21 protein-coding genes are annotated in these 24,487 nt (G+C 39.4%); 1 reads left to right on the top strand and 20 read right to left on the bottom strand.

Features of this window, described 5'->3' with window-relative positions:
• Positions 1–48: 48 nt before the first annotated feature.
• The 5 genes from IGK82_RS09805 to IGK82_RS09825 form a co-directional block, all read right to left on the bottom strand.
• The gene (locus IGK82_RS09805) at positions 49–1,071 is read right to left on the bottom strand and encodes an L-threonylcarbamoyladenylate synthase (RefSeq protein ID WP_002407192.1); all 1,023 of its coding nucleotides are present in this window, start codon (positions 1,069–1,071) and stop codon (positions 49–51) included.
• 43 nt (positions 1,072–1,114) lie between these two features.
• Positions 1,115–1,948, bottom strand: a complete 834-nt coding sequence (gene prmC / locus IGK82_RS09810; protein WP_002407193.1) for a peptide chain release factor N(5)-glutamine methyltransferase — start codon at positions 1,946–1,948, stop codon at positions 1,115–1,117.
• Entirely contained in the window at positions 1,941–3,014 is a 1,074-nt protein-coding gene (gene prfA, locus IGK82_RS09815; protein ID WP_002356619.1) for a peptide chain release factor 1, read from the bottom strand. The genes prmC and prfA overlap by 8 nt, the downstream gene beginning before the upstream one ends.
• A gap of 11 nt (positions 3,015–3,025) precedes the next feature.
• Positions 3,026–3,610 (bottom strand): thymidine kinase, encoded by a 585-nt coding sequence (locus tag IGK82_RS09820; protein WP_002356618.1) that lies wholly within the window; start codon positions 3,608–3,610, stop codon positions 3,026–3,028.
• Between the two features lie 226 nt (positions 3,611–3,836).
• Complete coding sequence (locus tag IGK82_RS09825; protein ID WP_002356617.1) at positions 3,837–5,354, bottom strand: flavocytochrome c; 1,518 nt, start codon at positions 5,352–5,354, stop codon at positions 3,837–3,839.
• A 369-nt stretch (positions 5,355–5,723) separates the two neighbouring features.
• Here IGK82_RS09825 and IGK82_RS09830 point away from each other — a divergent pair, with 369 nt between their 5' ends.
• Positions 5,724–7,139, top strand: coding sequence for a Ktr system potassium uptake protein D (locus IGK82_RS09830; RefSeq protein WP_002385738.1), 1,416 nt, complete (start codon positions 5,724–5,726; stop codon positions 7,137–7,139).
• Between the two features lie 36 nt (positions 7,140–7,175).
• On the opposite strand, the gene nifJ is transcribed toward IGK82_RS09830, so the two are convergent.
• The 15 genes from nifJ to IGK82_RS09905 form a co-directional block, all read right to left on the bottom strand.
• Entirely contained in the window at positions 7,176–10,709 is a 3,534-nt protein-coding gene (gene nifJ, locus IGK82_RS09835; RefSeq protein ID WP_016622329.1) for a pyruvate:ferredoxin (flavodoxin) oxidoreductase, read from the bottom strand.
• Positions 10,710–10,729: 20 nt separating this feature from the next.
• Positions 10,730–12,148, bottom strand: a complete 1,419-nt coding sequence (gene gltA / locus IGK82_RS09840) for an NADPH-dependent glutamate synthase (protein ID WP_010709828.1) — start codon at positions 12,146–12,148, stop codon at positions 10,730–10,732.
• Positions 12,141–12,998 (bottom strand): sulfide/dihydroorotate dehydrogenase-like FAD/NAD-binding protein, encoded by an 858-nt coding sequence (locus IGK82_RS09845; protein WP_002370486.1) that lies wholly within the window; start codon positions 12,996–12,998, stop codon positions 12,141–12,143. The genes gltA and IGK82_RS09845 overlap by 8 nt, the downstream gene beginning before the upstream one ends.
• A 37-nt stretch (positions 12,999–13,035) precedes the next feature.
• Positions 13,036–13,500 carry a flavodoxin gene (locus IGK82_RS09850; RefSeq protein WP_002382673.1) on the bottom strand — a complete coding sequence of 155 codons (465 nt, stop codon included), beginning with the start codon at positions 13,498–13,500 and terminating at the stop codon, positions 13,036–13,038.
• 235 nt (positions 13,501–13,735) lie between these two features.
• Positions 13,736–14,566: a selenium-dependent molybdenum cofactor biosynthesis protein YqeB gene (gene yqeB / locus IGK82_RS09855; RefSeq protein WP_002379704.1), complete on the bottom strand. Its 831-nt coding sequence runs from the start codon at positions 14,564–14,566 to the stop codon at positions 13,736–13,738.
• Complete coding sequence (yqeC, locus tag IGK82_RS09860) at positions 14,530–15,285, bottom strand: selenium cofactor biosynthesis protein YqeC (protein ID WP_002397111.1); 756 nt, start codon at positions 15,283–15,285, stop codon at positions 14,530–14,532. The genes yqeB and yqeC overlap by 37 nt, the downstream gene beginning before the upstream one ends.
• A complete protein-coding gene (locus tag IGK82_RS09865) occupies positions 15,273–15,530 on the bottom strand; it encodes a DUF3343 domain-containing protein (protein ID WP_002356603.1) in 258 nt (85 codons plus the stop codon). Before IGK82_RS09865 ends, yqeC begins: the two co-directional genes overlap by 13 nt.
• A 20-nt stretch (positions 15,531–15,550) precedes the next feature.
• On the bottom strand, positions 15,551–16,138 hold the full coding sequence (yedF, locus tag IGK82_RS09870; protein WP_016622328.1) for a sulfurtransferase-like selenium metabolism protein YedF: 588 nt from the start codon (positions 16,136–16,138) through the stop codon (positions 15,551–15,553).
• Positions 16,139–16,153: 15 nt separating this feature from the next.
• Positions 16,154–17,176, bottom strand: a complete 1,023-nt coding sequence (selD, locus tag IGK82_RS09875) for a selenide, water dikinase SelD (RefSeq protein ID WP_002359657.1) — start codon at positions 17,174–17,176, stop codon at positions 16,154–16,156.
• 15 nt (positions 17,177–17,191) lie between these two features.
• Positions 17,192–18,340, bottom strand: a complete 1,149-nt coding sequence (gene sclA, locus IGK82_RS09880; RefSeq protein WP_002356599.1) for a selenocysteine lyase SclA — start codon at positions 18,338–18,340, stop codon at positions 17,192–17,194.
• A gap of 13 nt (positions 18,341–18,353) precedes the next feature.
• A complete protein-coding gene (gene mocA / locus IGK82_RS09885) occupies positions 18,354–18,935 on the bottom strand; it encodes a molybdenum cofactor cytidylyltransferase (protein WP_002362242.1) in 582 nt (193 codons plus the stop codon).
• A 13-nt stretch (positions 18,936–18,948) separates the two neighbouring features.
• Entirely contained in the window at positions 18,949–21,522 is a 2,574-nt protein-coding gene (xdh, locus tag IGK82_RS09890) for a selenium-dependent xanthine dehydrogenase (RefSeq protein ID WP_002356597.1), read from the bottom strand.
• 120 nt (positions 21,523–21,642) lie between these two features.
• The gene (locus IGK82_RS09895; protein WP_002362591.1) at positions 21,643–22,650 is read right to left on the bottom strand and encodes an XdhC family protein; all 1,008 of its coding nucleotides are present in this window, start codon (positions 22,648–22,650) and stop codon (positions 21,643–21,645) included.
• Positions 22,647–23,006: a winged helix-turn-helix domain-containing protein gene (locus IGK82_RS09900; RefSeq protein WP_002356595.1), complete on the bottom strand. Its 360-nt coding sequence runs from the start codon at positions 23,004–23,006 to the stop codon at positions 22,647–22,649. Before IGK82_RS09900 ends, IGK82_RS09895 begins: the two co-directional genes overlap by 4 nt.
• Before the next feature lie 93 nt (positions 23,007–23,099).
• Positions 23,100–24,419 (bottom strand): nucleobase:cation symporter-2 family protein, encoded by a 1,320-nt coding sequence (locus IGK82_RS09905; protein ID WP_002356594.1) that lies wholly within the window; start codon positions 24,417–24,419, stop codon positions 23,100–23,102.
• Positions 24,420–24,487 lie beyond the last annotated feature (68 nt).

Consider the following 24,487-nt stretch of genomic DNA (forward strand, 5'->3'; position numbering starts at 1 on the left):
TTGTCTGATTGTATCATACTTCTGTGTCAGCTTCGTTACAAATACCTCTTATTTTTCAAAAAATTTTTGATTGGCTGATTTTTTCAAGCGATTCATGTAAGCAGTGCCTAAACCAGTTTCTGCAAATCCTTGCGCAAAAATCGTGGTAGCTCCTTGCTCATCTAACGCTCTTAACCCTGCAAATAGTTCTTTTGTGGCATTTTCAACCGTTTCTGCACCATAAGAATAAACAAACGCATTTTCTGTATCTAGTTGTGCTGCCTGTTCATCACTTAAAAATAAGCCGATTTTTTCCTGTTGTTCTTTTGCTTGCTGAATCGCCGCTTGCCATTCTGCTGTTTGACCGCTTATAATCCAAACTTCCGCATCAGGAGAATAGTGTTTGTATTTCATCCCTGGCGCTTTGGGTGCTGCATTTTCGCTAATTAAATGTGTATCGATTTTCACTTGGGGAATAATGCTTTCCAACTGCTCTTTGGTAATTGCTCCTGGTCGTAAAATAACTGGCACACCATCTTCCGCCGTTAAATCTAAGACCGTTGACTCCACCCCAATCTGCGTTGGGCCATCATCTAATATGGCAGCAATTTTCCCCTGCAAATCATGATAAACATGCTTTGCAGATGTTGGACTAGGCTTGCCAGAAGTGTTCGCACTTGGTCCGACCAACGGAACATTGGCTTGTTCAATCAAAGCTAAGGTCGCTTGGTTATCTGGCATACGAAAAGCGACTGTCTCTAAACCACCTGTTACTGTTTTAGAAAATGTATCGCTAGGCACATTAAAAATTAAAGTTAATGGTCCCGGCCAAAAGGCAGACACCAATTTTGTAGCGACTTCTGGTAAGGTCGCCACGTATTTTTTGACCATCTCAACGTTGTTCACATGAACAATCAATGGATTATCACTGGGGCGGCCTTTTACTTGGTAAACTTTTTTTACTGCCGCTTCATTTAAGGCATCGGCACCTAAGCCATAAACAGTTTCTGTTGGAAAAGCCACTAACTCGCCTGCTTGAATGGCTGCTGCTGCTTGGGCTATTTCTTGTTTGGTTAATTTTTTTGTTTCCATTGCAAATCGCTCCTTCTAGAAAAGTGGCGACGAAGAACCTTAGTTACTCGGCTATCGCGAGGCGATCGTTGCCAGATAAATCTTTTTCAATTTTAATTGTTTTTTGTGGATAGGCGGCGCTCAATAATTCTTGGAGGGCCGCGCCTTGTTGAAACCCTATTTCAAAATAAATTTTACCGTCTGCTTTAAGCATCGTTTGACTTTCATGAATTAATTGTTGGTATAAAGCCAAACCGTTATTTTCAGCGAATAAAGCGGTTTTAGGTTCATACGTTCGGACACTTGCATCCATTAAATACCATTCTTGTTCACTAATATAGGGCGGATTAGAAATAAGCAGATCAATTTTTTCAGAAGCAACTGGCTGTAAGCCATTCCCATGATAAAATTCGATGCCAGCACCTAATGCTTGCGCGTTTTGTTTAGCGACAGTCAACGCTTTCTCTGAAAGATCAATGGCAATAACTCGCCAGTTGGGCCGTGCCAGTTTCAAGCTAATCGCAATGGCACCTGTCCCTGTTCCGACATCCACGACCGTCAAAGGAGTATCTGGATTGGCTTTTAAGCAACGCTCGACTAATTCTTCTGTTTCTGGCCTAGGAATCAAAGTATGTTCATTAACAATAAAGGAATGTCCATAAAATTCAGCTTGTCCTAGTAAATATTGTGCTGGGTAATCTGTCAATAATTGGGCTAAATCCGTTTTTAATTGTTCCTCTTCTTCTTGGGGCATTTCTTCTTGCATATGCAGGAGCCACTGCGTTTTATCCCAACCTTTACGTTCTAAAAAAACATAGTGAATAGCGTAGCCTTCTTTGCCTTGCGCCTCTAAAAAAGAAGAAGCCCAGTTAAGGACTTCAAAGTAACGTTTAGCCATTTTGCATCTCTTCTAATTTCGATGTTTGATCATATAAGACTAATGCATCAATGATTTCATCTAATTTGCCAGCAAGAATCTGGTCTAGTTTTTGGATGGTTAAACCGATACGATGATCCGTTACTCGATTTTGCGGGAAGTTATACGTTCTGATTCGTTCTGAACGATCTCCGGTCCCCACCGCCGATTTACGGTTAGCATCATATTCACTTTGTGCTTCTTGTTGAATTTGGTCATACACACGAGCACGCAAAACTTTCATTGCTTTTTCACGGTTTTTTAGCTGTGAACGTTCATCTTGCATTGCGACTACGATTCCTGTTGGTAAATGGGTTAATCGAACAGCCGAAGCGGTTTTATTGACGTGCTGTCCACCAGCGCCACTTGCATGATAAATATCGACACGGATATCTTTATCAGCTAATTCGATTTCGACTTCTTCCGCTTCCGGCATAACTACAACGGTTGCTGTCGATGTATGAATCCGTCCTTGTGATTCTGTTGAAGGAACTCGTTGCACGCGGTGAGCGCCACTTTCATATTTTAATTTTGAAAAGACGTTATCTCCTGAAATCATCATAATTACTTCTTTATATCCACCGATTCCAGTGACGTTCGCTTCTAAAACTTCCGCTTTCCACCCTTGTGCTTCTGCATATTTTTGGTACATATTAAATAAGTCGCCAGCAAAAAGTGCGGCTTCATCACCACCGGCTGCACCACGGATTTCCATGATGATATTTTTATCATCATTTGGGTCTTTTGGTAATAATAAAATTTTAATGCGGTCTTCTAACACTTCTTTTTCTTTTTTCAAATCAGAAAGTTCTTCTTTCGCCATTTCGGCCATTTCCGCATCTAAGTTTTCACTTAAAAGTTCTTCGGCATCGCTAATCCCTTCAACAACTTGTTTATATCGGCGATAAACCTCAACCGTCTCACGTGTATTAGCTTCTTCTTTCGATAATTCCATGAAACGTTTTGTATCGCTAATGACTGCTGGGTCACTTAATAATTCGCCCAATTCCTCATAGCGATCTTCAATAGATTGTAATTGATCGTACATAGTGTCTCTCCTTACTGTTCTTCATTCACTGTTTTTGGATGAAAATAATGTTTGCGACAAACAGGATAGTAGGCTTCATTCCCACCAATTTGGACTTGATCCCCTTCATAAACGGGTTTGCCATCAATATAGTGCAAGTTCATAGTTGCTTTTTTATGACAGAACCAGCAAATCGTTTTTAATTCTTCTAATTTGTCTGCATATAAAAGTAAATACTTTGAGCCTTCAAATAATTCATTTCTAAAATCATTCTTTAGCCCAAATGCCATTACTGGAATATCTAATTCGTCAACAATTCGTGCAAATTCAATGACATGATGCTTGTTTAAAAATTGACATTCATCGACTAATACGCAAAAAGGTTTGTAAGACAAATCATTAATCAAGTCAAAGACATTGGTTTCTTCAAAAATTGGAATAGCATCTCTGCGTAATCCGATGCGACTGGATACTTTCCCGACACCATCACGTGTATCTAGTCCACTGGTCATCAAAACAACTGGTTTGTCTTGTTCTTCGTAATTGTGTGCTACTTTTAAGATTTCAATGGTTTTACCACTATTCATTGCGCCATACTTGAAAAATAATTGAGCCATGTTCACTACACCTTTCCGTTAGTTCCTTACGTATTTTACTATATTTTCAGCAAAAAAGCAGTATTTTTAGCTAAAATGGTCGTGCATTTTTCTGAAAAAAACAGAATCTACGCCAAAGTCATTTTAGCAGGGCTGTTTATACTCCTACTAATGATCCTGCTAGTATGCAATAAAAAAGCCCGAAATTGTAGTTATTTGACTACAATTTCAGACTTTTTAATGCTAGTTATTTTTGAGCAGAGGCAAATTCTGCTGATTGCGTACCTGCTTGACGACCATAAATGATAATATCGGCGATTGCATTGCCTCCGATACGGTTTTGACCATGTAAGCCACCTGTTAATTCACCAGCAGCATATAGACCTTTAATTGGTGTGCCATCTTCACGTAAAACTTCTGTTTTCGTGTTGATTTTCACGCCACCCATTGTGTGGTGAATCCCTGGTGCAATTTTAATTGCGTAGTAAGGGGCTGTGCTTAAGTCAGCTTCCATTCCAGTTGTCCGGCCAAATTGTTTGTCATCTTTGGCATTAACATCTTGGTTCCAAGTATCAATCGTTGCTTTCAATGTATCGGCAGGCATGCCAATTTTTTCAGCTAATTCTTCAATCGTTTCACCTTTTTCCACGAAACCTTTTTGATCATAGAAATCAATGGCTTTTGCACGGTCGCGAACGCCTTGGTCAAAGACTAAATAAGCTGATTTTTCTGGTAAGGCATTGATTGCTGCAGAAACTTTGTCACGTGTATCTAACTCATTAACAAAACGTTCTCCTTTTTGAGAAGCCAAGATTGCGCCTTCTCCACGAACTGCTTCACCAATTAAGAAAGCATCGCTTTGTTGAACAGTTGGGTGAATTTGAATTTCTTTCATATCCACTAACGCACCGCCAACTTTTTGAATCATTTGGATACCGTCACCTGTTGTTCCTTCTTGGTTCGTTGTAACATAGTTTTTCAATTCTGGTTTGTATTGTGTAATTAATTTTTCGTTGGCACCGAAACCACCTGTTGTGACAACGACTGCTTTTGCTTTAACTGTTTTTTCTTTATCATCTTTCATTTTCACTTTTACGCCATCGATTTGACCGTTTTCTTCAACTAAGTCTGTCACGTCAGCATCAACAAACAATGGAATTTTTTCTTCGCGAACGTTACGTACTAAACCGTCAACTAGATAGCCCCCAATTGCTGATCCGTCAGCAGGTCGGTGTGTGCGTTTTTCGCTCATTCCACCTGTAATCGTTAAATTGCTCAATGTAATTCCTTTTGTATCTAACCAATCAATTGCTTCAGCTGAATGATCAACAAAATAACGTAGTAATTCTTGATCGTTGGTTCCTTTACCGCCTTTTAGTGTTTCTTCAAAGAATTTATCGTTGCTATCTTTAATGCCTTCTTTTTCTTGGAATTTTGTTTGTGAAGCATTCATTCCTGAAGACGATTTAATTGTATTCCCACCTGCAACAGGCATTTTTTCTAAAATAACTGGATTCATGCCAGCTTCTTTGGCTTGTAATGCAGCGGTCATCCCCGCACCACCTGAACCAACAATAACAACATCATAACTGTCTTTTAGTTCACTTGGATCTGTATAACCATTAGCAGAGGCACCAGATGTTGCTTCTGTTTTTTCAGAAGACGCTTTTGTTTTACCAGCGGCTTTTTCTTGATCGCTTGTACAACCTGTTGCTGCACCTAATAATAACCCTAGGGAAAGAACTCCCATTAACACTTTTTTCATTGTTTTCCCACCTTATAAACTATTGATTTCTACCAACACAATTTCTTATTTTTCATTTGAATAAAAATAACAGTTTGTTACATAAAGTGAACACATTCACATATCAACCGAAATAAAAAAGCTACCACTACTTTTTAAAGTTGTATCGTTAGACAAACTGACCAATTATTAATAAGTTGTTTGGGGAACAACCTATTTTTCTATTCTTTCATAAAATATCATGTTCTCGCTTGTTTGTGGATGTTTTCCAATTATTTCTAACGAATTTCTTATTTTTATTTGTCATTTCAAGGATTTTCTGGCAGAATTATTCGTTTGAGGCGAAAAGTTTTGGTATACTTAGTTTAATTAGAATTGGGAGGTTATCTAGTGAACCATACACGTTTGCTGTGGCTGGCACAGCGAAAAAGCGATCGATTTATTCGCAAAAATTTTTCATCTATTCAAATCATCGTCGCTTATTACATATTAATGACGGTTATTTCTTATTTATTGTTTTGCCTCCCTATTTTCAGAGAACCTGACTCGCATGTTCCTTTTATTGATTTATTTTTCTTAGCAATCAGTACAGTCAGTGTTACTGGACTCACCACAGTCGATATTAATTCGGTTTTTAATGATCGTGGGATCGTCTTATTGGAGGTTCTTTTCCAAGTTGGTGGCTTAGGGATTATGATGATTTCAACGGTCTTTTTTATTTTATCAAAACGGCGAATCACATTAAAGCAACGTCAGTTAATTATGACTGACATGAATCAGCCGCGACTGAGCGGAATTGTTCGACTGATCCGCACCACTTTTTTGATTTTAATTTGGTTCCAAGTAATCTTCGGCTCGCTCTTTTCGCTTTATTTTTATATAAGTGGTTATTATACGAACTGGCGAGATGCGATATTTTATGGATTTTATCAAGCTATTTCTGCAGTGACTAATTCAGGCTTTGATATTTCAGGTGATTCAATTATTCCTTTTGCTCATGATTATCTCTTTTTACTGGCAATTATGTTCTTGATTTTTATCGGCGGGATTGGATTTCCCGTTTTACTGGAAATTCATGAGTGGTTACATTTTAAGAAAAAGAACTTTCGTAAGAAGAAACGAGGCTTGCCTTTCCGCTTCTCATTGTTTAGTAAAATTGCTTTGCTAGCGTTTATTGTTCTGTTTATTGGTGGGACTATTTTGATTTACTTATTAGAAAAAGATCACCTATTTTTGACAATGAATGAAAGTGGCCGTTGGGTAAGTTCGATGTTTTATTCGATGACTACACGAAACGCTGGCCTCCAAATTAATGATTTAGGGGACTTCCAAATTACAACGTTGATTATTTTCTCTGTGTTAATGTTTATTGGTTGTAGTCCTAGCTCTGTTGGTGGTGGTGTTCGAACAACGACTGTTGCGATTATTGGCTTGTATTTGTTAGCCTTTTTAAAAAGTGAAGATGATATTAGCGTCTTTAGCCGTAAAATAGATGACGATGATGTCAAAAAATCGATTGTCGTCTTCATGTTATCTTTGATTATGTGCTTTTTCGCTGTCGTCTTTTTGTCAGCCACTGAAAATCTGCCCTTGATTTCAATCATTGTGGAAGTCGCTTCTGCCTTTGGGACAACCGGTCTTTCTTTGGGCATTACAGACGATTTAACAACAGTAGGTAAATTAATGATTGCCTTATTAATGTTTATTGGACGTATTGGTATGCTTTATACCTTAATGATTTTTGTACCAAAAGAAACACGTGACTTAGGCTACGAATACCCTTCAGAAAAAATTATTATTGGATAAAAAAACAAAGCCTCTCAAGTAAGAGGCTTTGTTTTTTTATTTTTTCATGTGTGTGACTAGTTTGTTATAACTTTCAGAGCGTTCAATTGCATCTTCTTTAGTTTTATCAAGTAAATGTTCGACTACTTCTTGATTCTGTTTAATTGTATGCAACGCAGAGTAACGTGTTTGTTTTTCAAGGAAATCACGCATTTTGTCAAAATCTGTTTTCTTGTAGTCAATGACCATCGGATCTTTGCCTTTCTTAACTAACTCTGGATTATAGCGATAAAGTGGCCAATAGCCAGATTCAACGGCTTCTTTGGCTTGATCTAACGTCCGAACCATTCCGCCTTTGACCCCGTGATTAATACATGGGGTATAACCGATGATAATTGATGGGCCTGGGTACCGCTCCGCTTCGTCAATTGCTTTAATCGTTTGCATTGAGTTTGCGCCTAAAGCCACTTGTGCAACATAGACATTCCCATAAGTGATTGCCATCATCCCTAAATCTTTTTTAGAGGTATGTTTCCCACCCGCTGAGAATTTGGCAATGGCTGAAGCTGGTGTAGCTTTAGATGTTTGTCCGCCTGTATTGGCATACACTTCGTTATCCATAACAAAAATATTAACATCTTCCCCACTGGCAAGAACATGATCAATGCCGCTAAACCCGATATCATAGGCCCAACCATCGCCGCCGACAATCCATTGACTCGTTTTCACTAGTAAATCTTTTTGTTCGTAAATTTTTGTTAAAAGTGGATCTTCATCGGCTTCTTCACTTAATGCTGCCGCTAGTTTGGTGGCTCGCTGTTGTGTTCCTTCCCCTTCAGCCATGTGTTCCAACCAATCATTTAACAAGGCTTGAAGTGAATCTGATCCGACGTTTTTAGCAAGACTTTCTTCAACCAGACTAGCTAAATGTTGACGTTTCGTTCGATTGGCAATATACATACCATAACCATATTCCGCATTATCTTCAAACAGCGAATTACTCCAAGCTGGTCCTTGGCCACATTCGTTCGTTGTATAAGGCGTCACCGGTGACGAACCACCCCAAATTGATGAACAGCCTGTTGCGTTAGCAATCATCATTCGATCACCAAATAATTGCGTCAACAACTTAATATAAGGTGTTTCGCCACAGCCTTCACAAGCACCTGAAAATTCCATCAATGGCTGGTTAAATTGGGAACCTTTAACAGAAAGTTTTTTGACTGGGTTGGCTTTTTGTTTAAGAGTCATCGCAAAGGCCCAATTCATCGCTTGCTCTTTCTGAGTTTCATAAGGTTTCATTAAAATCGCCTTGTCTTTCACGGGACATGCCTGAACACAAAGACCACAACCTGTACAGTCTTCTAAAGAAACTTGGATACGATACATCAACCCATCTGTGCCACGCATTTCGCGCATGGCAAAACCTGCAGGTGCTTCTTTCAGTTCTTCTTCATCCGCTAAAAACGGTCGAATAGCCGCATGTGGACAAACAAAGGCACATTCATTACACATCGTACACTTATCCATTTGCCACTCAGGTACTTCTAACGCAATGCCACGTTTTTCATAAGCCGCAGTGCCCATAGGAATGGCACCGCCCTTCATTCCGTTTTCAATCAAATCTGAAACGGTCAGCTGATCCCCTTCTTGACGATTGATCGGTTCTAAAATATTTGTCACAAAAGCTGGAGCTTCCGACTCTTTATTTTCTGGCTCTAAAACAATGGTTGCCCAATCTTCTGGAACTACAATTTCTTGCAGCGATTCAAAGGTAGCATCAATCGCTTGGTAATTTTTTTCAACAATTTCCATTGATTTTTTTCCATAAGTCTTTTTCACTTCTTCTTTAAGTAACGGTAAATATTGCTCTTTCGTTAAAATATCTGTTACTTCAAAAAAGGCAGTAGACATCACTGTATTGATCCGACGGCCTAAGCCTACTTTGCGAGCTAACTCAACCGCATTGATAATATAAAATTTGATTTGGTGCTCCCCAATATATTTTTTTAACTTAGCCGGTAATAAACGATGAACCTTTTCTTGATCCCAAATAGTATTCAGTAAAAACGTTCCGCCATCTTTTAAACCTTTTAACAAGTCGTATTTATGCAAATAGGAAGCATTATGACAAGCGATGAAATCTGCTTGTTCAATTAAATACGTGGAAGTAATTGGCTCTTTACCAAAACGCAGATGCGAAACGGTTAAACCGCCTGATTTTTTAGAATCATAACTAAAGTAAGCTTGTGCATAAAGGTCGGTATGATCTCCGATAATTTTAATCGCTTGCTTGTTTGCTCCCACAGTTCCGTCAGAACCAAAGCCCCAAAATTTTGCTTGGAAGGTAGTATCTGGCGTTAAATCTAAAGTAGGTTCTTCTGGCAATGATTGATAGGTTACATCATCAACGATTCCCACCGTAAAGCGTTGTTTTAATTCTTTAAATGGCAATAACAAATGGTCATAGATCGCTTTAATTTGATTAGGCGCTACGTCTTTAGAACCTAACCCATAACGTCCACCAATCACAATTGGACGATTTTCATGTTGATAGAGAGCGCTTTGAACATCTAGCAATAACGGTTCCCCTTCGGCTCCTGATTCTTTTGTTCGATCTAAAACCGCAACCTTTTCTACTGTAGCTGGTAATTTTTCAAGAAGGTTTTCGGTAGGAAATGGACGATATAAATGAATATTGATAAAACCAACTTTGCGTCCTTGTTGATTGAGATAGTCGACTGTTTGTTTGATTACTGGCGAAGCCGACCCCATTGAAATAATGACTTCTGTTGCATCTTCAACCCCGTAATAATCGGTTAAATCATACGTTGTTCCACGAAGATTGTTAATTTTTTTCATGTATTTTTGAACAATTTTTGGCATTTCTTCGTAATTTTTATTGACTGTTTCTCTTTGTTGAAAATGAATGTCAGGATTTTGAGCGGTCCCTGAAACAGTGGGATGATTAGGATTCATGCCTCCCATTCTAAAACGAGTTACAGCTTCCTGATTCACCATTTCTTTCAGGTCATCATAATCAATCACTTCGATTTTTTGTAGTTCATGGCTCGTTCTAAAACCATCAAAAAAGTTTACAAAAGGTAAACTACCTTCTAAGCTAGCTAAATGAGCAACTGCCGACAAATCCATCACTTCTTGAACACTCGATTCTGCTAACATACAAAAACCTGTTTGGCGGGTAGCCATCACATCGCCATGATCACCAAAAATACTCAACGCACTTGTCGTTACTGCCCGAGCCGCCACGTGGAACACAGAAGGCAGCAATTCTCCTGCGATTTTATACATATTGGGAATCATCAACAGTAAACCTTGTGAAGCAGTATAAGTAGTGGTTAACGCACCTGTTTTTAACGAACCATGAACTACTCCCGCTGCCCCAGCTTCTGATTGCATTTCAATAACTTGAACTTTTTGACCATAAATATTTTTTAAACCACTTTCCGCCCATTCATCTACCAACTCAGCCATTGTTGAACTTGGTGTGATAGGATAAATAGCGGCAACTTCTGTAAACGCATATGAAATATAAGCCGCTGCGGTGTTTCCATCCATTGTTTTTTTCATTTTTTCACCTTTTATCTTTCCTAAACATTGCTTGTGACTGTTGTTTTTTGTGTTTTGACATACTGATCAATTGCATTAGCTGCGATTTTCCCAGCGCCCATCGCTAAAATAACGGTGGCAGCACCTGTGACTATATCGCCCCCAGCAAAAACGCCAGGTATTGAGGTTGCTCCTGTTTTAGGATCAGCTTGAATGTACCCCCATTGGTTTAGTTCTATTTCTGGATATGTTGATAACAAGACTCGATTTGCCCCTTGGCCAATTGCCTCGATTACTGCATCAGCAGGAATGGTAAACGTGCTGTCTGGAACCGGTTCTGGCCGTCGTCTTCCAGACACATCTGGTTCACCTAAAACCATTTTGATACATTCAACACCGGCTAGATTTCCTTGTTGGTCATCTAAATAAGCAATTGGATTCGTTAACCAATAATAGTTAATTCCTTCTTCAAGGGAATGGTGGTATTCTTCAATTCTTGCTGGTAATTCTTCTAACGAACGACGATACACAATGTTCACATTTTCAGCGCCTAATCGTTTGGCTGAACGAGCGGCATCCATTGCAACATTCCCGCCGCCAATCACAACAACATTTTTAGCACGTTTAATCGGTGTATCATATTCTGGAAACTCATAGCTATGCATTAAATTGATTCGTGTTAAAAATTCACTAGAAGAATAAACCCCATTTAAACTAGTTCCTGGGATTCCCATAAAATTTGGTGCCCCTGCACCAACCGATAGATAACAGGCATCAAACTCTGACATTATTTCTTCCATCGTAATCGTTTTACCTACTACCACATTGGTTTCTATTGTTACACCTAAGGCTTCAATACTCGCAATTTCTTGTTTAACAATTTTTTTCGGTAATCGAAATTCAGGTATGCCATAGGTTAATACGCCACCAGCTTCATGAAGCGCTTCAAAAATAATTACTTCGTAGCCGAGCTTTGCCAAATCCCCCGCAACTGTTAACCCAGAAGGACCAGAACCGACCACTGCGATTTTCCCTTTTGTTGGTTCCGCTGTTTTTTTTGGAAACATGTGATTTTCTAATGCCCAATCGGCAACTAAACGTTCTAATTTGCCAATTGCCACTGGTTCAAAGTTTTTGGCTTTCCCTAATTTACAAACTTGTTCACATTGTTTCTCTTGCGGACAAACGCGTCCACAAATAGCAGGTAAATTCGTATATTTACTTAAAATATTGGCTGCTTGTTCCATGTTTCTTTCACGAATAGCTAAAATAAATCCAGGAATATCAATCATCACGGGGCATTTAGCAATACAAGGTGCATTTTTACATTGTAAACAGCGAATCGCTTCTTCTTGCCCTTCTGCTAATGTATAGCCTAAGCAAACCTCTTCAAAATTATTCTTTCTGATAGTAGGTGCTTGTTCCGCAATCGGTGTTTTTATACGACTTTTTCTAGCCATTTTTCTCCACCTGCTCTTTCAAACGATCTGTAAAGCAAACTGCTTCTTCTTCCTGATATTGCTTCATTCGATTAATGAATTCATCCCAATTTACTTCATTGCCTTTAAACTCAGGTCCATCAACACAGGCAAATTTCATGGTGCCATCAACAGTGACCCGACAACCGCCACACATGCCTGTTCCGTCAATCATAATAGGATTCAAGGAAACATAAATTGGTAATTGATGTTTTTCAGCTGTCAAGGTACAAAATTTCATCATGATGCTGGGCCCAATCGCCCAACTGCACGCTACAGATTCACGTGCAATAACTTCTTCCATCGCTTCTGTTACTAAGCCCTTTTTACCTAATGAACCATCATCCGTTGTAATGATTAGCTCATCTGAATAACGACGGCATTCTTCTTGTAACAGAACTAACTCAGCTGTTCGTGCTCCCAAAATCGTAATCACTCGGTTGCCTGCTTCTTTTAAAGCCTTGATAATTGGATAAATAGCCGCGATACCAACCCCGCCACCGACAACCATCACCGTTCCATATTGCTTCACTTCTGTGGGCATACCTAAAGGTCCAGTGACATCTAACAAAGAGTCGGAAGTTTTAAGTTGGGAAAGTGCAGCTGTTGTCTTACCGATTACTTGGAAAATAATTCGAATACTGCCTGCTTGTGGATTTGTCTCCGCAATCGTTAAAGGGATCCGCTCTCCTTTTTCGTCAATTCTTAAAATAACAAACTGTCCAGCCTGGGCATGTGTCGCTATTCTTGGCGCTTCCAGCCAAAAATCAAATGTATTACTAGATAATTGAGTCGATTGAAGAATATTAAACATTGAAATACCTACCTTCATCGTTCCTTTTCATTCTGACTCCTACTTTCTTAAACCCTTAGGCAACGCTATCAGATAAAGTTGTGGCGACACTTTTAACAAATGTTTTTAGCATTTCGATGTCTTCTTCTTCTGCATTGTTTTCAATTTCAACTGTTTCAGCTACTTTTTTAGCACCAGCTTTTTCAAAAGCTCCTACAAAATCATGCGCTGATTTACAGAAAAATTCACCATATTCACGATCACCGGAGCCAACAACACCAAATGGCTTACCTGCTAAATCCTTCTCAGTTAATTCATCAAAGAAATCTTCAAATTCAAAAGGCAGTTCCCCATCACCATAAGTATACGTTGCGATAATACAAGCATCTGCATCATCAAAGAAGTCTACATCAACTTCTGAACATTCTTCACGTTCTACTTCAACTCCAGCTTCTTGAAACTGTTCTTCCAAAATCTCGGAAATTTCTTCTGTGTTTCCAGTCATACTTGCATAAACAATTTTTACTAGTGCCATCTTCATTCATTTCCTTTCTTTTTCCTAAATATTTCAATGCATTCAAATGCAATTGTAACCCCTTACATTAATTCCTAAAAAAATAACTTTTACAAATGATTTTATTCACAAACTAATCTAACTAAGTATGTACTCTTCCCCTTTCGAGATAGAGTATTTTTTACTACGTCTTTACTATACCACATTCCAAACCTTTTTAACAATATTTTTAAGGTAAAAAAAATATTATTTAGGTTCTTTTTTATAAAACGTTTTTCCTTCTTCCAATCATAAAAATTGCTTCTAAAACCGCTCCCCCTAATGCACGAGCTTTGTCGGAGATCGTCAAGCAATCGACTTTCTCAACTGGTCGAGGATCTACATCTGCACACTTCAACCCTTGATAACATGTTACCTTTTCTGAAATCAATCCTCTCAAAGTCCCTGTCAGAGGCGAATAAACTGGAACCTGATCGATAAAAAATAATGCTTCCCCTTTCAACACGAGATCCCCTATGTTTTTAAGGTGGGTAACTTGTCCTGAAGCAGGAGCATGGACAACTCGTTCCGCACTTTTTCCGCCAATTTCACCTGGAATACCTGTATTAGGTAAAGCTGTTCCTTCAAAGTATAAACGTCCCAACCTATGGCCACGCATTGTCTCAATCACAACATCGACATCTTGCGGTGCTGAAAAGCCTGGTCCTAAAGCAATCGTAATCGGTGCCATTCCTCGATGCGTACCTAAATTTTTCTTAGCCAAAATCGCATCGATAACAATCAGTGGTTTCAATTGTTGAATAGCACTTGCTGTTTGATCGACAAAAACAGGCAGCTTATTTTGCTGCCAACATTTCGCGCAATCCTTTAATGAAGTAATTCGAACAGCAACCAAATCTTCCACTCTTTGTTCTTTCTGAAAAATAGCATCACAAACTGAAACAGTCCGCCGAATGGCCAGAGGACATTCTGTTTCTAATACTAGTATTTTAAAGCCAACGTGCCATAATTTTTGGATAACACCTGTCGCTAGATCGCCCCCTCCGCGAACAATCACTAATTTTTCTTGGATGTTTTGACTGATTTCTCCCATAAAATAAGTCCTTTCTCTAATTCCATATTGCAAGCAATAATTTTGTCTAATTTTTCAAAACAGCTTTTGGGTAACTGAAGACAGACATTCATCGCTTGAACGAACTCTCTTCGCGTATGGGTTTGATTTAAACATAAAATTCGTTGGCCTTGGCTCTCTTTAAACAATCCTTTTGGATGAGCAATCAGTTGAGCTAACAATGTTTCTGTGATTGGTTCTTGTAGTTGCGCATCGGTTAATTCCAAAAAAAGCGGCAACCGATGAATGGTCGTTTCATCTATCTTTTGACCAATCACAGAAATCGGAAGCACACCAATTGTGGTGGTTGTTTCTTTTAATATCACGGGTTCATAAGAGGACCAGCCTTTCAAAGGTCGTTGTTTGGACCCATCCGCTTCTAAAAAAACTTTCGTGAAGTGCTGAAACAATGTTTGAAACGAGGTCATTGCAGGCATCGTTAGTTTTGTTTGGTTGTTGACAGCGGTTCCTGCTAAAGTGATTCCGCAGATATTCGGCGTTATTTTTTCAAAATGGTTTGTATAAAAATAATCATACAATTGACGTTGGGGAAACCCAATTTTTGTGGTTGTACTAACCAGAACAGCTTCTTTTCGATATGTTTTTGCTAGCGCCCACATTAAGCTTGTTTTCCCACCACTACCAACAATCGACACAATCTCCTTTCCTTGTAAATCAAAACACTTTTTTAAGGACTCCACAGTTGGTACCTCCTTTCCCCAAGGTCATTTTTCACAGAAAAAATAGAGGCTACGCGTACTTTTGCTTCTTCTAAAAAACATACACTGTGAGTTATTTCCGCTTCATTAATGAGTAAACCGATCCCACAGCCATCCGTCAATGATGGTGGCAAAGTAAAGACGCGAACAGCCACCTTTCTTGCCAACAGTACTTGTTCTGCTAGAACAGCATAATGTGTATTCGGAAAGGTTAGCAAATACTCCATCTTTTCACCTTCTTTTTTTGTTAAAGCGTAATTACTTTAACCGCTTGATTCATTGTTTCAACAATTTCGTACATATTAGTAATAGAGCCGATAGCTAAGGTGTCTGTTAAATGATAAAAATCTAAACAGGCCCCACACGTTTGAATCGTAGTTCCCTTCTCCGCTAATTGTTGCAAATCAGCTAAGGTATTCGCTGCTTGATTCGTTAAAAACGCCCCTCGATTAAAGAATAATAGCTGTGTAGGAACAGTTTCTGCTTCTGATAATGATTGAAGATAACTTTTCATTAATAGTCGTCCTAGCTGCTCGTCTCCAGTACCTAATTGATCGGAGCCAATCGTAATTACTAAATCTGTTGCTGACTGACTTGTTTGTTGAGTCGCTTCTTCAGGTACCGTAATTTTGACAGAGAAAACCGTGGCTTCTATCTGCTTCGCAGTCAAAGTGGCCTGTTTTTTAGTAGCTAATTTTTTTAAATTTTCAATGGCTACTTCGTTATCGACTAATACCTCGATAGTGCCTCCAGCTAAACCTAACTCCGCCAAAGCTTTTTTTGTTTCAATCACAGGTATTGGGCAAGGTTTCCCCAATGCATCTACTAATTTCATATTTGGCCCTTCTCTCTATAAAAGTACTACTGCTTGTTGTTCTTTTGGCAGAACCTCGCCAATAATTTTGGCAACAGGGTCCTCTTTTTGAATAGCTGCTAAACAGGCTGCCGCTTCGTCAGCAGCGACACTAATTAACAGTCCGCCAGAAGTTTGTGGATCAAACAAAAGTTCTTGCATTTCCATAGAAATTTTTGAATAATCGATTGTCGTTCCGATTGTTTGGCGGTTTCTTTGCCCAGCTGCAGTGACTAAACATTCTGCGGCGTAGGCCAACGCTCCTGTAATGGTTGGTAATGCTTCTGTATCAATCAGTAATGTTACCTGATTATCAGCCATTTCTTTTGCATGAATTAATAGACCAAACCCAGTCACGTCAGTACAAGCATGTACTGCGTAGGATCGAGCATTCGCAGCGGCATATTTATTTAAACGTTCCATCGAATCTTGTGCGATTTTTTGTTCCGTCTGCTTCGCCAATTGCCCCCGAACAGCCGCTTGAATAATTCCTACACCTAATGCTTTAGTTAAAATCAAGACATCCCCCACCTGTGGCGTATTATTATGCCACAAATTTTCTGGATGAACTTCTCCGGTTACCGCTAGACCATACTTGGGTTCATGGTCATAAATCGAATGGCCTCCCGCCAGTAAAGCACCCGCTTCCTTTAATTTTAAGCTGCCACCCAAGAGCATTTGTTCCAACCATTCTTTTGACATCTTTTGTGGAAAACAAACAAGATTTAGCGCATAAAGGACTGTTCCGCCCATGGCATAGACATCACTTAAAGCATTAGCGACCGCAATTTTTCCAAATGATAACGGATCATTGACCATTGGTGAAAAAAAATCTACCGTTGAAATCAAAGCTTTTTCAGACGTTATTTGGTAAACAGCGGCGTCGTCGGCATGTTCAAATCCGACGAGTAGCCGCTCATTTGCCGGTGTTTCGGGTAAGTGTTGCAACAATTGGTTCAGTACACGGGATTCAATTTTTGCCCCACAGCCACCTGATGTACATTGTGATAAAAAATCCATGCTGTCCGCTCCTTCTCAAATTAGTAGTTCTTGTAAAGCGTGAATTGTCCAAGTAATTTCTTCAGGCGTTGTCTGCCAACCAAAGCTAAAACGTAAGGTGCCAGTTGCTAAAGTCCCAGCTGTTTGATGGGCTAATGGTGCACAATGCAAACCTGCGCGCGTCATAATGCCATATTGTTCTGCTAGTTGCTGTGCCACTATTGTTTCTTCCTGATTCCACAGTGTGATAGAAACAACAGGGACAGTTTGTGCCACGTCCTTGGTTCCTAAAATTGTGACAGGTAACCCTGATAAACCATTTAAAAAATTCTGCATTAAGGTTCGTTCATGCTTTTGAATCGCTGCTAAACCAATTTTATTCAACTCTTTAATAGAACTATTTAAGCTTAGAATACCTAAACTGTTTAACGTACCAGCTTCAAATTTATCTGGTAAAAAAGAGGGTTGATCAAAGGAATTAGAATGGCTACCAGTGCCGCCCGCCATCAGTGGTTTGACCGCTTCAGCCCCTCGCTCACTAAAAGCTAACCCACCAATACCTGCTAATCCATATAAGCTTTTATGTCCAGTAAAGGCTAACACATCAATGGCCATCTGGGTCATTTTTATTGGTAAAAATCCCGCCGTTTGAGCCGCATCCAAAATAGTTAGTAATCCTTTCTGTTGAGCCCATTGAAAACATTCTTCAATGGGTAAAATGGTGCCTAAGACATTGGATGCGTGTGTCATCACCAAGGCTTTTGTATTCGTTCGCCAAGCTCGCTGAATATCTTCTACTTCTAACAGGCCAGTTTTTTGACAAGCAACATATGTCACTGAAATGCCTCGTTCTTTCTCAAGTAAGTGAAGAGGTCTAGCTACTGCATGATGTTCTAACATAGTCGTAATCACATGGTCGCCAGGTTGTAAAATCCCCGCTAATGCAAGATTTAAGGAAGTTGTTGCGTTATTCGTAAACGTAATCTGAGCCGCACTGGGTGCCTGAAAAAAGTCTGCTAACAATTGACGTGTCTCTAAAAGAGGAAGCCCCTCTCTAAGCAAAGGGGCATTTCTTCCGTAATTCATGAACTGATTTTCTGCTAAATAGGCAGTCAAAGCCTCAATGGTTGCTGGAAATTTTTTATAGGAAGTCGCTGCATAATTTAAATAAACCAAGTCCTTCATACGTTTTTCCTCTCTAACTATTGGTTTCTTGAATTAATTTTTGGTACTCTTCTGGCGTGTCGATATCTTTCAAACGGCCAGGAGTCGCTATTCTCAGCATCTGAACTGCTTCTGGAAAGCGTTCATAAATCATGCGTCCGCCTTTTTCACCAGTCAATGTTAATAGTTCTTGTCGAAATTGATTACCGAATAATACTGGACTACTAGGACAGCCATCTTTTTGTAATGGCACTACAATTTTATTTCTCTGACATTTATCTAACACGAGTTGTAGCATTTTAGGTGTTAACAATGGTTGATCGCTAGGTAAGTATAAATAGCCAGCTCCCCGAGCTTGTTCGGTTCCTAAACGAATACTGCTACTTTGTCCTTCTTGCCATTGATGATTGAGAATCAACTGAATGTTCTTAGGTAAAGGAAACGCTGGCTGATTCTCAGGCGAAACAACTAAAATCCGTTCTAATACGTCTAATTGATTCACTAAGGTTAACGTGTGCTCTAAAAATGTTTTTCCTTGATATTTTAAGAACAATTTATTTTGGCCCATCCGTTGTGAATTGCCCGATGCTAGAATAATGACACTAACGAGTGACATGAGTTGTCTCCTTTTATCTTTTTTTCTTTTGATAAGGGGTATTTTCTAAAGGCAGACTTGGTCGGAGCTGACCATCCAAGGCAAAATATGCGCCTGCTAAAGCTGGTGCGGTAGGGATCGTTGCTAACTCACCTACGCCTTTAATTCCATAAGCTAAACCTTCGTGAAGATTGTCAGCATGAACCAAAATTGTTTCGATTGGTGGTACTTGAGTGGCGTTCACTAATCCTAGCGTTGCATATTTTGCTTTAACATAGCCTTCTTCTAAGGCAAATTTTTCAGTTAAAGCATACCCCATGCCCATTGCAATCCCACCTTCAATTTGACCTTCAGCAGCTCGTGGATTCACCACTTGCCCCATATCATACGCAGCCACAAATTTAGCTACTTTTCCTTTGTCATCTAGAATAGCTACTTCAGCAGCATAACCATAACCAGCATGACTAACTGGACTTTTTTTATCATTAATTAATGGATCCGTTTTCGCTGAATATTCCCCATAAAATTCTTCGCCTTCCAAATCGCTTAAAGCACGTCCCATATCAAGCTCATACCGTAATTGCATTGCCGCTCTTCTAGTTGCTTCTCCTGTGAAGAGTGACTGCCTCGAAGCCGTTGTCGTTCCTGAATTCGGTGTTCTTCTTGTATCAGGGGCTTCCGCAACAATCATTTCTGGTGGTAAATTTAATGTTTCACAGGCAATTTGCGTCGTAACGGTTGCCATCCCTTGACCGATACAAGCAGCACTTGTGCGGACATGTATTTTTCCTTCTTCAACAGAAATAATACAACGCCCTGTATCAGGTAGCCCCACACCCACGCCACTATTTTTAAAGAAACTAGAAATTCCAGCAACTTCCGCTTGTTCATAGACGTCTTTAACCGCTAACAAGGCTTCTTTTAACGCTGCATTTTTCGAGACCAATTGTCCATTCGGTAAAGTATCTCCTGGGGCGACGGCATTTTTAAAGCGTATTTCCCATGGTGATAGTCCGACTTTTTCTGCTAACAAGTTTAAATTACTTTCAATTGCAAAAGCCGTTTGGCAAACACCAAATCCGCGAAATGCACCTGCTGGCGGATTATTAGTATATACAGCAAACCCTTCCACATCAATCGTTTGATACTTGTAGGGACCTGCCGCATGTGTACAAGCCCGTTGCAATACCGGTCCTCCTAAAGAAGCATAGGCCCCAGTATCCGCATAAATCACTGCTTTCATTGCAGTTAAATTGCCTTCTTCATCACAGCCGGTCGTAAAGTCCATTTCCATGCCATGGCGTTTGGGATGAACCATCAAACTTTCTTCACGGCTTAGCAGTACTTTTACTGGTTTCTTCAATAACCAAGCGGCTAAGGATGCATGATGCTGAACACTCATGTCTTCTTTTCCACCAAAACCACCACCAACAAGTTTTGATTGAACATGAATTTTTTCCTTGTCTAGCCCTAGCATCCGAGCCACTTCCCGTTGTTCATCATAGATACTTTGACCCGCACTAAAGAGTAAAATGCCCTCACCTTCAGGTTGTGCAATCGCACATTCGGGCTCCATAAAGGCATGTTCATTAATTGGTACGGAATAATGTTCTGTCACTACAAACGCAGAATTTTCTAACACTTCCTCTGCATTGCCACGTACCAAGTGTTCATGAGACAAGATATTGCCCTTTTCATGAATAGCTGGTGCACCTTCTGCTAAAGCAGCTTCACAAGAAGTAAGCGGTATCATTTCTTCGTAATCAACTTCCACTAAATTTTTTATCTCTGGTAAGGTTTCTTTTCTTTTTGAAACAACGAGTGCTACTGCATCCCCAACATACCGTGTTATTTCTCCTTCTGGAATCATTACATCCCAATCGGAAATAAATTCTAAATGACCAATTTTATTATTTCCTGGAACGTCTTTAGCTGTGAACACAGCCACACAGTCAGGATGCGCCAATGCTTGGGTACTATCGATTGATAGAACTTTTGCGCGAGGATAGGCACTCCGCAAAGCAGATGCATGAAGCATTCCTTCTATGTCAATGTCATCTACATAAATCCCTGTTCCTAAGGTTTTCTCCACTGCATCGACCCGTTGGAAGTCTTCCCCTAATTTACCATTTGAATGTTCTTCTGGAATGCTCGCTTCTTCACAAAACATTTTAGCAGCTAACTGAATGGCTTCTATTATTTTCACATATCCTGTACAACGACAAATGTTTCCTCGTATAGCTTTCTGAATGTCTTCTTTTGTGGGTTCGGGTTTCTTGTTCAATAATCCTTGTGCCGAAATAACCATCCCAGGGATGCAATACCCGCACTGAACTGCACCCGTTTTTGCAAACGCATAGGCATAGACATCTTTTTGCCGTTGGCTTAAACCTTCGATTGTCGTGACTTCTTTACCAGCTAATTTTTCTAGAGTAAACAAACATGCTTTGGAAGCCTTTCCATTTACTAACACCGTACATGCACCGCAAGAGCCTTGGTTACAGCCATCTTTTGTTCCAGTTAGGCCCAGATCCTCCCGCAAAAAGTCCATTAATTTTTTGTTTGTTTCACAGGTTTCACTTTGACCATTTACAATAATTGAATACATTTCTTGCACCTCGATTTCTGATATAGTTTAGTGTTCAATCACCTAGATTATACCACAAATCTCCGTTCTAAAAATTATTTTTTAGCAAAAAAAGTTTTTTATTTAATTTAAAGGTTCGCATTATTGATAGCGCTGTTGAATTAATTCTCCCGCGATGCTAATCGCTAACTCTTCTGGTGTTTCGGCTGCAATGTCTAAGCCAATTGGCATGAAAATTCTTTCAATTTCAGTCATTGTATAACCGACCTCTTTTAACCGTCGAACTTGTGAAGCAATTTTGTGTTTGCTCCCCATCACACCAATATATTTGGCTGGTGTTTCCAATAACTGTTTGGCAACGATGAAATCAAAATTGTGTCCTCTGGTAATTACTATACCATAATCGTCCGCCGTTATTTCAATAAACGCAGCTAAATTTTCTAAAGGAATCACCCGTAGTTCTTCAGCTTGTGGAAAAGCTTGTGCCGTCAAAAATTCTGGACGATCGTCCACTACAACGCAATAAAACGATAAATAGTTTAAAATAGGTACCAATGCGCGTGCAACATGACCACTTCCAAAAATATACACTTTCCCTACTTGGAGGATCGCTTCTGTTAAAAAAATTATGTCCTCTTTTTGCTCACAATGGATACCTTTAGGTAGCAAACTTAATTCCCCCTCCCAAGAAGTGGAACCAATCAATTCGCCTGTTTCACTATAAAAGGATACTTTTCCTAAATTGTTTTGATCTAGTTCAGTCACTAACCAACCTTGTTGGTTATTTTGAAAATGCGTTTCTATGGATTCACACAACTCCTTTAAAAATGGCGTTTCCCATGAAAGATAATGGAAAAAAATCGTGACATTCCCGCCACAGACCATACCTAAATCAGCAATATTATTCGGGGCTAAAATAAATTGACGTTGTGCATTTTCTTTCTCAAGAACTAGCTTTTTTGCCACTTGTTCAGCCTGAAATTCAACCGCCCCACCACCAACAGTTCCGGCTATTCTACCTTCGGCGGAAACCAGCATTCTAGCCCCTTGACTTCGTGGTGTGGATCCTGAACTTGTACCAATCGTTAATAACATCGTGTCTTGCTTTTCCAATATTGCCTGTTTCAAACGCTGAAATACTTCTCTCATTTCAGTTCCTCCGATACTACATCCTGTTCTTTAAATATTTCTTCAAAGCATGCCTCTACCTGTTGATACACTTTTTTCTCAAATAAAAGATATTGATCAATCAACTCTTTTCCTTGATCCGTAACAATTGACCCGCCACCATTACAACCGCCAACGCTTTTGATAATTAATGGAAAAGATAGCTCTTCTTCAGCTACCCGCACAATCCGCCATGCCTTATTATAAGACATTTTCATCTCTTTTGCCGCTAAGTTTAGTGAACCAGTTTGCTGAATTTTTTGTAAAACTTCGACAACGCCAGGACCAAAAAAGTTCCGATCTGTTTTTAATTTTAAGTTTAGGGAATACGTAAACATCTTCTCCTCCTTTATTCGTTCATTTTTTTATAGATAACGTAAGGGAAAAAGGATACGAAAGCTTACTCACTTTCGTATCAAAAAAAGCAATCTTCACTCAAGTGCTACACGCTTTTTTGGTTTTAAAATGACATTTAAAAGGACTGCTACCAAAGTGGTTAAGATAACTTCCGAATTACCGAAAATCGTTGTTACCCAAGTTGGAAAACCAGCTAAGCTTCCAGTAGACAATGTGACACCAATTCCAAATGCTAGAGCTGTTCCGACAACCCCAGTATTTCGAGGAGTCATTTCCTGCGAAGCAATCATCCGAATACCTGTCATAGAAATAGAAGCAAAAACTGAAATCGTTGCGCCACCAATTACCGCGTAAGGAATCGTAGTTAATAATGCAGCTACTTTCGGAACAAAACCAGCAATTAATAATATAACTGAAGCGAAAACCAGAACATATTTATTAATCACTTTTGTTACCGTAACCAGACCAACATTTTGTCCAAAAGTTGCCACTGGGATTGATCCAAATAAACTGCCAATAAAGTTAGTGAAACCACTCCCCATAATTCCGCCAGATAATTCTTCATCCGTTGCATCCCGATCCATTGCCCCAACCGTTGTTGCTGTAAATTGACCGATGGCTTGAACAGCATCAACAATAAACATCACCACAAGCGTAAAGATTGGTACCAATTGAAAATCCAGTCCAAAGTGAAACGGGGTAATTACCTGAACGATTTTAGCATTTTGAACTGGCTCAAAACTAACCATCCCTAAAGCTAAAGAAATCAAATAGCCAATAACCATTCCGTTTAAAATTGCGGATAACTTCAAAAATCCTTTTGCAAAATAATTGAAGTAAAAGACAATCGCAAAGGTTAATAATGCAACTAACCAATTCCGGGCTGAACCAAAATCAGCACTACCAGCTCCTCCTGCCATATACTTAATCGCAACAGGAAACAAGGATAGTCCAATGCTTAAAATAACCGTTCCTGTTACTAAAGGCGGAAACAACACACGGATTTTTTTAATGAACAAACCAACAATAATAACAAGAATACTGCCAACTAATTGGGAACCAAAAATTGCTGCAATCCCAAAATCAGCTCCGATGGCCATCAAAATCGGTACATACGCAAAACTTGCCCCCATCATAACTGGTAACCGTGAACCCACTTTTCCAAAAATAGGGAAAAGTTGAATTAACGTTGCAACTGCTGAAAAAATCAATGATGTTTGAATCAAAATAGTCGTATCACTAGGACTTAATTGGCAAACTTTGGCAATCATGATTCCCGGTGTGACAATCCCTACTACTGCTGCGACAACGTGTTGCAATCCCATCGGAATTGCTTCAGAAATTGATAGTTTCGCATCATATTCAAATAATGCTTGCTCTTTTTTTTCATTCATAGGATCGTTTCCTTCTTCTTTTTATTCTAAAAGGATTGTTCCCCTTAATCAATAAAGAATGCAATCCT

Source organism: Enterococcus sp. AZ197, from assembly GCF_050556405.1.
GTDB lineage: Bacteria > Bacillota > Bacilli > Lactobacillales > Enterococcaceae > Enterococcus > Enterococcus faecalis.

Coding starts and splice junctions, on each gene's coding strand:
- sclA (WP_002356599.1), bottom strand. CDS start 18,340: ATGAAGGACTTGGTTTATTTAAATTATGCAGCGACTTCCTATAAAAAA.
- IGK82_RS09845 (WP_002370486.1), bottom strand. CDS start 12,998: ATGAAGGTAGGTATTTCAATGTTTAATATTCTTCAATCGACTCAATTA.
- IGK82_RS09850 (WP_002382673.1), bottom strand. CDS start 13,500: ATGAAGATGGCACTAGTAAAAATTGTTTATGCAAGTATGACTGGAAAC.
- IGK82_RS09805 (WP_002407192.1), bottom strand. CDS start 1,071: ATGGAAACAAAAAAATTAACCAAACAAGAAATAGCCCAAGCAGCAGCA.
- xdh (WP_002356597.1), bottom strand. CDS start 21,522: ATGTATTCAATTATTGTAAATGGTCAAAGTGAAACCTGTGAAACAAAC.
- nifJ (WP_016622329.1), bottom strand. CDS start 10,709: ATGAAAAAAACAATGGATGGAAACACCGCAGCGGCTTATATTTCATAT.
- gltA (WP_010709828.1), bottom strand. CDS start 12,148: ATGGCTAGAAAAAGTCGTATAAAAACACCGATTGCGGAACAAGCACCT.
- yedF (WP_016622328.1), bottom strand. CDS start 16,138: ATGAAATTAGTAGATGCATTGGGGAAACCTTGCCCAATACCTGTGATT.
- IGK82_RS09820 (WP_002356618.1), bottom strand. CDS start 3,610: ATGGCTCAATTATTTTTCAAGTATGGCGCAATGAATAGTGGTAAAACC.
- IGK82_RS09905 (WP_002356594.1), bottom strand. CDS start 24,419: ATGAATGAAAAAAAAGAGCAAGCATTATTTGAATATGATGCGAAACTA.
- yqeB (WP_002379704.1), bottom strand. CDS start 14,566: ATGGGAGAAATCAGTCAAAACATCCAAGAAAAATTAGTGATTGTTCGC.
- IGK82_RS09825 (WP_002356617.1), bottom strand. CDS start 5,354: ATGAAAAAAGTGTTAATGGGAGTTCTTTCCCTAGGGTTATTATTAGGT.
- IGK82_RS09865 (WP_002356603.1), bottom strand. CDS start 15,530: ATGGAGTATTTGCTAACCTTTCCGAATACACATTATGCTGTTCTAGCA.
- prfA (WP_002356619.1), bottom strand. CDS start 3,014: ATGTACGATCAATTACAATCTATTGAAGATCGCTATGAGGAATTGGGC.
- selD (WP_002359657.1), bottom strand. CDS start 17,176: ATGGATTTTTTATCACAATGTACATCAGGTGGCTGTGGGGCAAAAATT.
- IGK82_RS09895 (WP_002362591.1), bottom strand. CDS start 22,650: ATGAGAGAAGTATTTCAGCGTTTGAAACAGGCAATATTGGAAAAGCAA.
- IGK82_RS09900 (WP_002356595.1), bottom strand. CDS start 23,006: ATGTTTACGTATTCCCTAAACTTAAAATTAAAAACAGATCGGAACTTT.
- prmC (WP_002407193.1), bottom strand. CDS start 1,948: ATGGCTAAACGTTACTTTGAAGTCCTTAACTGGGCTTCTTCTTTTTTA.
- mocA (WP_002362242.1), bottom strand. CDS start 18,935: ATGTCACTCGTTAGTGTCATTATTCTAGCATCGGGCAATTCACAACGG.